The organism is uncultured Gimesia sp., assembly GCF_963972345.1.
Lineage (GTDB): Bacteria > Planctomycetota > Planctomycetia > Planctomycetales > Planctomycetaceae > Gimesia.
In genome coordinates this window covers 44,027-52,821 of the sequence record NZ_CAXAVM010000021.1, presented here as the reverse complement: position 1 = coordinate 52,821, position 8,795 = coordinate 44,027, and the positions used below count along the sequence as shown (strand labels likewise).

The 8,795-nt window shown below is 49.3% G+C and carries 7 protein-coding genes; 5 read left to right on the top strand and 2 right to left on the bottom strand.

What is annotated here, in order from left to right:
- Together AACZ40_RS05725 and AACZ40_RS05720 are read left to right on the top strand one after the other, a co-directional pair.
- The coding region (locus tag AACZ40_RS05725) for a hypothetical protein (protein WP_339673579.1) at nt 1–1,354 on the top strand (1,354 nt) is incomplete at its 5' end.
- On the top strand, nt 1,351–2,277 hold the full coding sequence (locus tag AACZ40_RS05720) for an ABC transporter ATP-binding protein (protein WP_291172841.1): 927 nt from the start codon (nt 1,351–1,353) through the stop codon (nt 2,275–2,277). The genes AACZ40_RS05725 and AACZ40_RS05720, both read left to right, overlap by 4 nt.
- 106 nt (nt 2,278–2,383) lie before the next feature.
- Here the strand turns inward: AACZ40_RS05720 and AACZ40_RS05715 are convergent, their stop codons facing one another.
- On the bottom strand, nt 2,384–3,190 hold the full coding sequence (locus AACZ40_RS05715) for a prolyl oligopeptidase family serine peptidase (RefSeq protein WP_291172843.1): 807 nt from the start codon (nt 3,188–3,190) through the stop codon (nt 2,384–2,386).
- Between the two features lie 446 nt (nt 3,191–3,636).
- Between AACZ40_RS05715 and AACZ40_RS05710 the strand changes: the two genes are divergently transcribed.
- From AACZ40_RS05710 to AACZ40_RS05700, 3 genes are all read left to right on the top strand, one after another.
- The gene (locus tag AACZ40_RS05710; protein ID WP_291172846.1) at nt 3,637–6,363 is read left to right on the top strand and encodes a HEAT repeat domain-containing protein; all 2,727 of its coding nucleotides are present in this window, start codon (nt 3,637–3,639) and stop codon (nt 6,361–6,363) included.
- A 122-nt stretch (nt 6,364–6,485) separates the two neighbouring features.
- Entirely contained in the window at nt 6,486–6,851 is a 366-nt protein-coding gene (locus AACZ40_RS05705; RefSeq protein ID WP_002645248.1) for an STAS domain-containing protein, read from the top strand.
- A gap of 57 nt (nt 6,852–6,908) precedes the next feature.
- Nucleotides 6,909–7,979 (top strand): TIGR00730 family Rossman fold protein, encoded by a 1,071-nt coding sequence (locus AACZ40_RS05700; RefSeq protein WP_291172858.1) that lies wholly within the window; start codon nt 6,909–6,911, stop codon nt 7,977–7,979.
- A gap of 26 nt (nt 7,980–8,005) precedes the next feature.
- Here the strand turns inward: AACZ40_RS05700 and AACZ40_RS05695 are convergent, their stop codons facing one another.
- Nucleotides 8,006–8,629: a sigma-70 family RNA polymerase sigma factor gene (locus AACZ40_RS05695; RefSeq protein ID WP_291172861.1), complete on the bottom strand. Its 624-nt coding sequence runs from the start codon at nt 8,627–8,629 to the stop codon at nt 8,006–8,008.
- Nucleotides 8,630–8,795 lie beyond the last annotated feature (166 nt).

Genomic DNA, 8,795 nt, shown 5'->3' with positions numbered 1-8,795 from the left:
CAGTCCGCTGACCAACTGGGAAGGGTTAACTAACCTGGGCCCCAAACTGGCGACTCGCGCCAGGCAACCAAGCGCCTCCAGTCAACAGAACGCAGTGCTGGGGAAACGAATTTCGCAAACAGGTATTTCCGAACTGGAAACACAGGTTTTTCATTCCCAGCAGAATTTTCCGGGTATTCAGCGCCCCTCTCACTGGTGGGTGATGGCTTTGATTCTGATTTACCTGCTGGTGATTGGTCCGCTTGATTATTTCCTGGTCCACAAGATTTTGAAAAAACCTCATATCACCTGGTTTACTTTTCCTGCCATGGTGCTGATCGCCGTCGCCTGGGGAGGTTTCACTGCATTACAAGACAATGGCAGCGTATTACATTCGACTCAGCTGAATGTCATTGATTACGATGTGACTGCAGGACAACTGCGTGGTCGATTTTATCTGAATCTTTACAGTCCGGAAACGCGGCGTTATCAGGTTAAAGTCAAATCCTCTGTCCCTGCCGAATCGAAGAATCCGTCTCACTTTCCCACCCATCTCAGCTGGAACGGACTGCCTGAAACCACGTTTGCAGGCATGTACCGCTCAGCAGAAGGTACAATCACAGGTCCTGCCTATCAGTTCTCAGCTCAATCAAAGGGCATTGAGAACCTGCCGATATTGAAGTGGGGAACTAAAAGTCTGCTGGCGGAATGGACTCAACAACAGACAGATCTGGTGACATCCAAACTGACGGGCAACAACCTGGGACAACTTTCGGGGACACTTACGCATCAGTTTTCCAGTCCCCTGAAAGACTGGGTTCTGGCATACGGAAATCGCGTTTATCTGCCGGTGATCAATCCGGAACAACTCGAGGCTTCTTATATTCCTGTAAACCAGGCCTGGTCGATCAATGGTCCCCGTATCGAATCGAGAAATATCAAAGGGTATCTGACCCGCTCTGTCTCTCGTCGCATCGAACAAAAAGGGCAGAATAACGCCACGATTGTTACAGTGCAGACTGACTATAATCCGTTTGCCAAAGAGGCATATGAAATCCTCAAGATCCTGACGTTTCATGAAATGTCCGGGGGATATGGTTACACCGGACTCTCCAACATCTCAGGCGAACAACTGGACCTGACAGAACAGCTTCGACTGGGGAGAGCTGTGCTGTTTGCTCGCCTGGACACTCCACTTAGCGTGGCGGAACTGGATCAAAGCGAACTCGACCAGGAAAATCAGGACACGTATATTCGAATCGTGATACCGGTAAGTATTTCAACAGAAATTCAATATGAATTACCGTCATTGGATAAAAAAGACAAAGAGACCCAAGATCAGCAGGACACACCATCCGGGAGTGATAACGAGTGATTGAAACACGGAATTTAACGAAACGCTACGGCGATCTGATTGCTGTAAATAATATCAACCTGAGCCTGGGTGAAGGAGATGTCTATGGATTTATCGGTCCGAACGGCTCCGGTAAAACCACCACCATGCGTATGATCGCGACGCTGCTGAGTCCGGACTATGGAGAAGCATATGTGTGCGGAAAATCAATCTACACGCATCCTGAAGAAATCAGACGCCTGGTCGGATTCATGCCCGACTTTTTTGGCGTCTACGATGACATGACAGTGATTGAATATCTCGAATTCTTTGCGTCTGCTTACCGGATTAAAGGACCACAGCGGAGAAAAATCTGTGAGGAAAAGCTGGAACTGGTCGACATGACATTCAAACGGGATGCGATGGTCAACCAGCTCTCGCGTGGTCAGACACAACGAATCGGGCTGGCACGTGTACTGTTACATGAGCCCCAGGTACTGCTGCTCGATGAACCCGCCAGTGGCCTGGACCCCCGCGCGAGAATTGAAATTCGTAATCTGCTGAAACGACTGGGGGAACTGAAAAAGACCGTGATCGTCTCCAGCCATATCCTGCCCGAACTGGCTGACGTCTGTACGCGTGTCGGGATGATTGAAAAAGGAAACCTGATCGTTGACGACAACGTTGATGAAGTCATGAAAAAAGCGCGACAACAAATCATCCTGCACGTGGGTGTGGGTGAGAATACCGATAAAGCGGCCGCACTGCTGCAGGCGCACGAGCTGGTGTCCAAACTCGAAATCAAGAAAAATGTGATGCTGGTGACGTTAAAGAGAGAAGTGAAAGACTACACCTTCATCCCCTCGCTGCTGATCAGCCAGGGGTTCAAGCTCAGCCTGTTCCGCGAAGAAGAAATCAACCTGGAAACGGCATTCATGGAATTGACCAAAGGGCTTGTTCAATAACCCAGGCTGTGTCCAGTTTTACTGTAGTATCTCCCGACCCATATGAATCCAGCATATTAGATCGAGAGACGCCAGGGTTAAATGGGATGGGTTTCCGCCAGTCAGTTTATTTTTTCTTGCCGGCAGTTGCCCGTTTTGCTTTACGGGCTGCTTTCTCTTTTTCTTCTGCCGCTTTCACTTCTGCCTCAGGTTTGCGCACCTGCTGTAACAACCATTCATAGACTTCCGGGTTATCATAAGTCTCGGTCCAGGAATCATGGGCCGCTTCCGGATAAACGGTAAATTTCACATCAGACTTTTCTTTTTTGAGAACATCCACCAGAGTCTGGGATCGCTCAAGTGGCACTGCTGTGTCTTTGGCTCCGTGAAATACCCAGATGGGAACGTGCTTGATTTTCTTGACCCAGAATTTTTCGCCACCCCCACAAATGGGAACCAGCGCGGCAAAACGGTAGGGAGTATAAGCCGCCAGTGACCAAGTACCAAAGCCTCCCATACTTAAACCAGTCACATAGATCCGGTCTTTGTCGACTTTATATTTCTTTTCAATGTCATTTAAGAGCGCCGTCAGTTCGACTGGCTGCCAGAGCTGGTCTTCGGGACATTGTGGGGAAACAACAATAAACGGAAACTCTTTACCGTTTTTGATCAGCTTCGGTGGGCCATGAACTGTTACCAGATCGAGGTCCTCTCCCCGTTCTCCTGCCCCGTGCAGAAACAGGATCAGAGGCCATTTTTCTTTTTCATCATAGTTCTCAGGCAGTGAGAGCAGATATTTCATCTTGACGGGTATCATCGTGTTCAATTCCGCTGCAGACTGATTTCCGACTTGAACTTTCTCTGCCGCTTCACCGGAAACAGGCGTTACATACAAAGACAACAGGAAACAGACAGCGAGTATTTTTTGTAACATCTGGATTTCTCTCCCGGTTATAAATGTCACCCCTGGTAATATAGACGACTTAGGACATGAGCATGACAGAGAGCCCTAAAGACTTCAAGCACAAAGGATTCTCGAAATTCAGGTCGTCTTCGTTTCTGACAGCCAGCTTTTGAAAAAACAGGAAGACTACACAGACTACAAGACCCAGCTTCAGCACTGTCACCGCACCGTTTAGAGTGCCATAAATCCAGAATGCTCTTCTAATATAAACCGTATTCTGGTAGATTTCTGGCTCAACTCTCTCACTCCATCCCTTTCTGTCATTTTATCTTAATCCCCTCTCACTCATGAATTCTGCTCCCCCTTGCGGAAATCGAAATTTACACACATATTCTGATTTCAGACGTGTTTTCTGGAAACCGTTCTGGATTGGATTAGTATTATGCTGCGCAGGCATATCTGGCTGTCAGAAAAGCATGTTGCAAAATGTGAGTGAGACGCCGATTGCCGTCAGTTTAAAAGATAAAGTAGCTCGAAAAGTACCGGAGGACCTGCAGGGATTACAGGTTTACCTGGATCAGGACCTGTGGATCAGAAATCATAACTGGTCTCCGGAACAGGAATGGAAAACCTTCCAGAAAAACAAACCAGGACATCATCTCGCACCGATTGATGCGCAACGCTGGGTATTTGGATCCGCCGATCAGAAAACACTATTGAGTGACGCCACCCCTCCGAAACCCGCAACTGACTCACGGCAAAAAGCATTAAAAGCGAAACCGGAATCAGAAGAAACGATGCCAGAAGAATTGCCGCCTGAAAAGACAGCTAATTCGAATTCGAGCGATCCAACGAAACAGCAGAAACCGGAAAGCTGGTCATTTAACGCATTGCAGGATTTTTTCTTCGACCAGAATTCTCCGAACACAATGCTCACGGAAAACCAGCATTCTGATAAACTTGATTCTCTTCAGGAACTGTCAACATGGGACAACCTGTCTGGCTGGAATGCAACAATCCTCTGGGCCACCCTATCACCAGCAACGGCCATTGAGGCTTTGCCTGTTCTCGAAAAAATCGCATTCGATCTCCCACGCAAGTCTCAGACCAATGCGAAAAATGATTCCGGCACATCAGACCAGACTTCTGTCTCAGAATCAATGCAGTATGCAGCCTTGAATGCGATCTCTCTGGTACTGGCCCGGGCCGATGCCATTCCACTCGAAACACACAACCGGTTAACTCAACTCCTGCAGCGTCCTGACCTTTCCCTTTTGTTGAGAAGCGAACTTTATCTCTCCCTGTCACGCTTTATGTCCCCTGCTGGAATTCCCTCGCTGGAACAGTCGCTGGAACTCAGTGACAGTGGTATGCAGCCTCCCAAATCATTGCGACGGGCAGCCATGCAAGCCTGTATTCTGCATGGGTTCTGGTTTCACTCTGAAGAGAATCGGCCTGACGCCCCTGGTTTGGCTCGCACTTTCCGCCCCGATGAATGGCCAGCCAATATCATGCAGGTTCGCTGGGACTCGGATGCATATATGCGTTGGAACTTCGGTTACTGGGCAGCGTTAACCGGTCATCCTGATGCGGAAACCATTCTCACCTCAGAACTGAGGGATGCAGATCAGGTTGTTCAGACCAAGGCCATCGAACACCTGGGAATGCTGAAGACCGAAACGGCACTTCAGATCCTGAAAGAATATGCGCAGCGCCCGTCAGAAACAATGCGGGTTGCCGCTGTCAAGGGTCTCAGTTCCTGGGGGCCAATGCATCTCATCCCCTTGAAAGAGGACACTTCTTCTGCTGTCAGAATTGAAGTCGCCTCAGGGCTGGGAAAAACTCCCACCGCCGAATCCGCTCTGCACCTTCGGACACTTATCAGTGATCGCAGCTCTCAGGCGCAACAGACAGTAATTCAAGCAATCTCTGACTGGCCAGATGATCTGGCCGTACCATTATTACTGGATGGAATACAGGAAGGGGTTTACAAAACGCGTCGTCAAAGTATTTTGCAACTGGTGAGCCGAACCGGACTGGGCGGTTCAATCTCCATCGAAGCTTCGCAAAAAGAACGAGTCGCAGCTGTCAATGAACTGGTTCAGAGTGGCCAGCTCCCAGGCGGTTTCTGGGGCCAACTCATGCAACAGGGGCTCAAGCCAGAACAGGAAGTCAACCAGGGACGCGCGGCCGAACTCCAGTCCTATTTTCAAAGCCTGTTGAATCGGTCTCGGGAAGCACCTGAATACCAGCAGGCCTACCAGGAACTGGAAAACATCAGTCCAGCCGAGGTCAAGGTGCTGGAGAAACTGATCAGGGAAACTTCTATTGAGATTCCCAGTGAAATCTATACCGACCTGCTGGCAGGCCTGACCCCGGAGTATGCTGCCTTAAAACAGCTGGCCAGTCCGCATATCACAGATCGACGTGAAGCCGCACAACAGTTATTTATCAGTTCACAGAAGATTTCTCTGAACCCTGTCGTCGTAGCCCGAATGCGAAAGCTGATGTTACACGAACAGGATCGCCTGGTCTGGCGTATCGTGATCTCCTCGGTTGAAAAAGATAATTATGATGAAGCGGCTCAACTGGCATTACTGGCGATCAATCATAACTGGCCTGACATCAGAATTCTGGGTTGCGAATATTTTGGCACTCATGGATTACCACAGTACGCCAACTGGCTGCTTCCCCTGCTGGATGATAAGAACCACACAGTTCAGTTAGCAGCCATCAGGGCAATCGGACAATGCCATAACCCCATCGCGATTTCAGGCATTCAGAAAGCGGGTGAAAGCCAGCCGCCGACATCGTCGCTGCGTTCCCTGATGACTCACTCAAATCGTCGGGTCCGGTTCGAAACGGTAGTCGCTTTGAGCCGGCTGGGTGATTTTGCCGGCATGCAGGAACTGCTGCGGCTCTCGAATGACACTCAGATATCGATGCGCAAAGAAGCGGTGCAGGAAATGGGGCTGTCCGGACAGACACGTTTTGTTGAGCCCCTGGTCCAGATGGCCTGGACGGAACGAAACAATTCCACACTCAAAGAGATCCTGATCAGTCTGGATAAACTGGTACCCGACTCGGAACAACCAGCAGATCTGAACCCGCAGCGAGACCAGTCAGATCAGGCAAAAATCTGGATGAACTGGTGGCAGACGCAACACTCAGGACAGGCTTCCCGGCTGTTTACAGGTCGTTAAGTATGAATTCTCGTTTTTGAGGCACTTGATGGCTGTTCTCCTCTCGGGGTTATCAGTATCATGGGAGCTAATAATTATATCTCACTCTCCAAAGAATGTTTTCATCACTGCGGAATTACTACATGGCTAACTACCACGACGACTTTCAACTGGAATGGCATGGAAACACTGTCGTAATCATTCCTGCGAGCAATGTCGAATCAATGAGCTGGGATCTGATTGAACAGGCCGCTGATATCGTCATGGCACCGCTTCAGGAAGTTGAAATTCCGATGGTTGTTTTTGACCTGAGCGATGTCAGTTATTTCGGCTCCGTGTTCCTGGCACTCCTGTTGCGCTGCCACAAACACGTTCGCAGCCGCGGCGGAGAGTTGGTTCTCTGTGGAGCCAGCAAGATGGCCAACGAACTCCTGCGTATCACTGCTCTGGACACACTCTGGGCGATCTATGAGACAAGGGATGAAGCCCTGGATGCCCTGATGGGCTGACCGGGGATGATGTTCTCTATTCAGTCTCGACCCGCTATGTTAAAGGATTAATGGATCATGTCGAGGAAATATCGCAAAACACGTCCCGGCGTTTCAGAGTCTGACGTATTACCAACAGAACACAGCTCAGAACTTTATCCGCACCAGTCGATCGTTGCCAGTATCAAAGAGACGGCCGATAAACTTAAGCAGGACCAGGCTACCCGCGGCGACCTTAAAATTCTGGATCGTGCCCTCAAAGAACTGCGGTATGCTTTCAAGGTTTTCACTCCCTATCGAAAGCAGCGCAAAGTCACCGTCTTTGGTTCCGCCCGCACACTGCCCGATGACCCGGCCTACCAGCAGGCACTTCAGTTCGGTCGCAGAATGGCGGAGGAAAAATGGATGATCGTCACCGGCGCAGGCCCCGGAATCATGGAGGCGGCGCATGTGGGAGCCGGTACTGACATGTCCATGGGCGTCAACATCATGCTGCCCTTTGAACAGGAACCAAACTACGTCATTCACAAAGATGAAAAGCTGGTTAACTTAAATTACTTTTTCACCCGCAAACTGCTGTTTGTCAAAGAAGTCCATGCCATCGTCTGCTGTGCCGGTGGATTTGGCACGCTTGACGAAGCATTTGAAACGCTGACGCTCGTTCAGACCGGAAAACGGGATCCCATGCCGATCGTCCTGCTGGATTCACCGGGCGGATCCTACTGGAAGGACTGGGAAGAATTCCTGAAAAAAAACCTGTTGAAACAGGAATGGATTTCAGAGGAAGACCTGTCCCTGTTTCATGTCACAGATGATATTGAAAATGCCGTCGATGAAGTGATCGGCTTTTACAGTGTCTATAACAGTATGCGATACGTTAAAGGACGACTCGTGCTTCGCCTGCATGTCGAACCCAGTAATGAATTCATTGAAAAACTCAATGATGAGTTCAAAGATATTCTCGACTCGGGGATTATCACAAAAGTCAACGCACACGAACTGGAAAAAGACGATGATCACCTGACCGATCTGCCTCGCATTTCACTGATGTTCAATCGCAAGAATCTCGGCCGACTCCGCCAGATGATCGATCGTATCAACTCAGAATTAGCTCCCCAGAGTTCTGAAGAGGAAGACGAGGAAGAATAATTTATTGAAATTTGGTCAGAAACAAGTTATCCCAGCAGGCTTTTGAATTCATCTTCATGCTTCAGCAGTTCCTGTAGTTTGACCATACTCCGGCTGATCATCACTCTGACGGCAACATCCGATTTATCAAGTTGTTCCGCGATCTCTTTTGTTGGCAGACCTTCCACATATTTCAGGCGGATTGCTTCCCGGCTCTCTTCTGGCAGACTCTCCAGCGCCATCAGCAGTTTCATTTCCTTTGCCCCCCGGGAAAACGCCTGACTGGGACTGGTGATACTGGCAACCAACAGATCCATAAATCCCTGGCCTGCCCCATCGACCGAGACGGGTTGGCGGGCTTCACGTCCGGCTGCCCGTTTCTGAGCCTGAAAATACTTTCGATGATTGTCTATAATCCGGCGTTCAGCAAGATGACATAACCAGTTGAATGGTGGTTTCTGCTCGAAATCCATGCTTTGAAACGAATCGACGGCATTCAACGAGACCTCCTGCAGGATATCCGCAGCCTCCACCCTGGACTTGAGGGCATCACTCATGTTTTTGTTGATGAATGACAGCAGCGGAGCACGATGCAGTTCCAGAAAAGCCAGTAAAGCCGACTCACTCCCCTGTTTGATCTCTGCAATCAGTATCTCAATATCCGTCGACATAAATCTCCTCATCCCCTGTTAATTCCAGCTGATCGATTCTAAAACGTGTTCTGCTTTCCTACCTGTTCATTATCGGTTATTATGCGAACTCAGGATATATGCCTGTCAGCGTTATACCATCAATAAAGCCAGTCATCCACTGAAACTTTCAGGATAATCCTAGTTG

What these genes read in the sequence shown, in the direction of transcription:
- AACZ40_RS05715 (WP_291172843.1), bottom strand. Translation starts at nt 3,190, where the DNA reads ATGTTACAAAAAATACTCGCTGTCTGTTTCCTGTTGTCTTTGTATGTA.
- AACZ40_RS05710 (WP_291172846.1), top strand. Translation starts at nt 3,637, where the DNA reads ATGTTGCAAAATGTGAGTGAGACGCCGATTGCCGTCAGTTTAAAAGAT.
- AACZ40_RS05705 (WP_002645248.1), top strand. Translation starts at nt 6,486, where the DNA reads ATGGCTAACTACCACGACGACTTTCAACTGGAATGGCATGGAAACACT.
- AACZ40_RS05700 (WP_291172858.1), top strand. Translation starts at nt 6,909, where the DNA reads ATGTCGAGGAAATATCGCAAAACACGTCCCGGCGTTTCAGAGTCTGAC.
- AACZ40_RS05695 (WP_291172861.1), bottom strand. Translation starts at nt 8,629, where the DNA reads ATGTCGACGGATATTGAGATACTGATTGCAGAGATCAAACAGGGGAGT.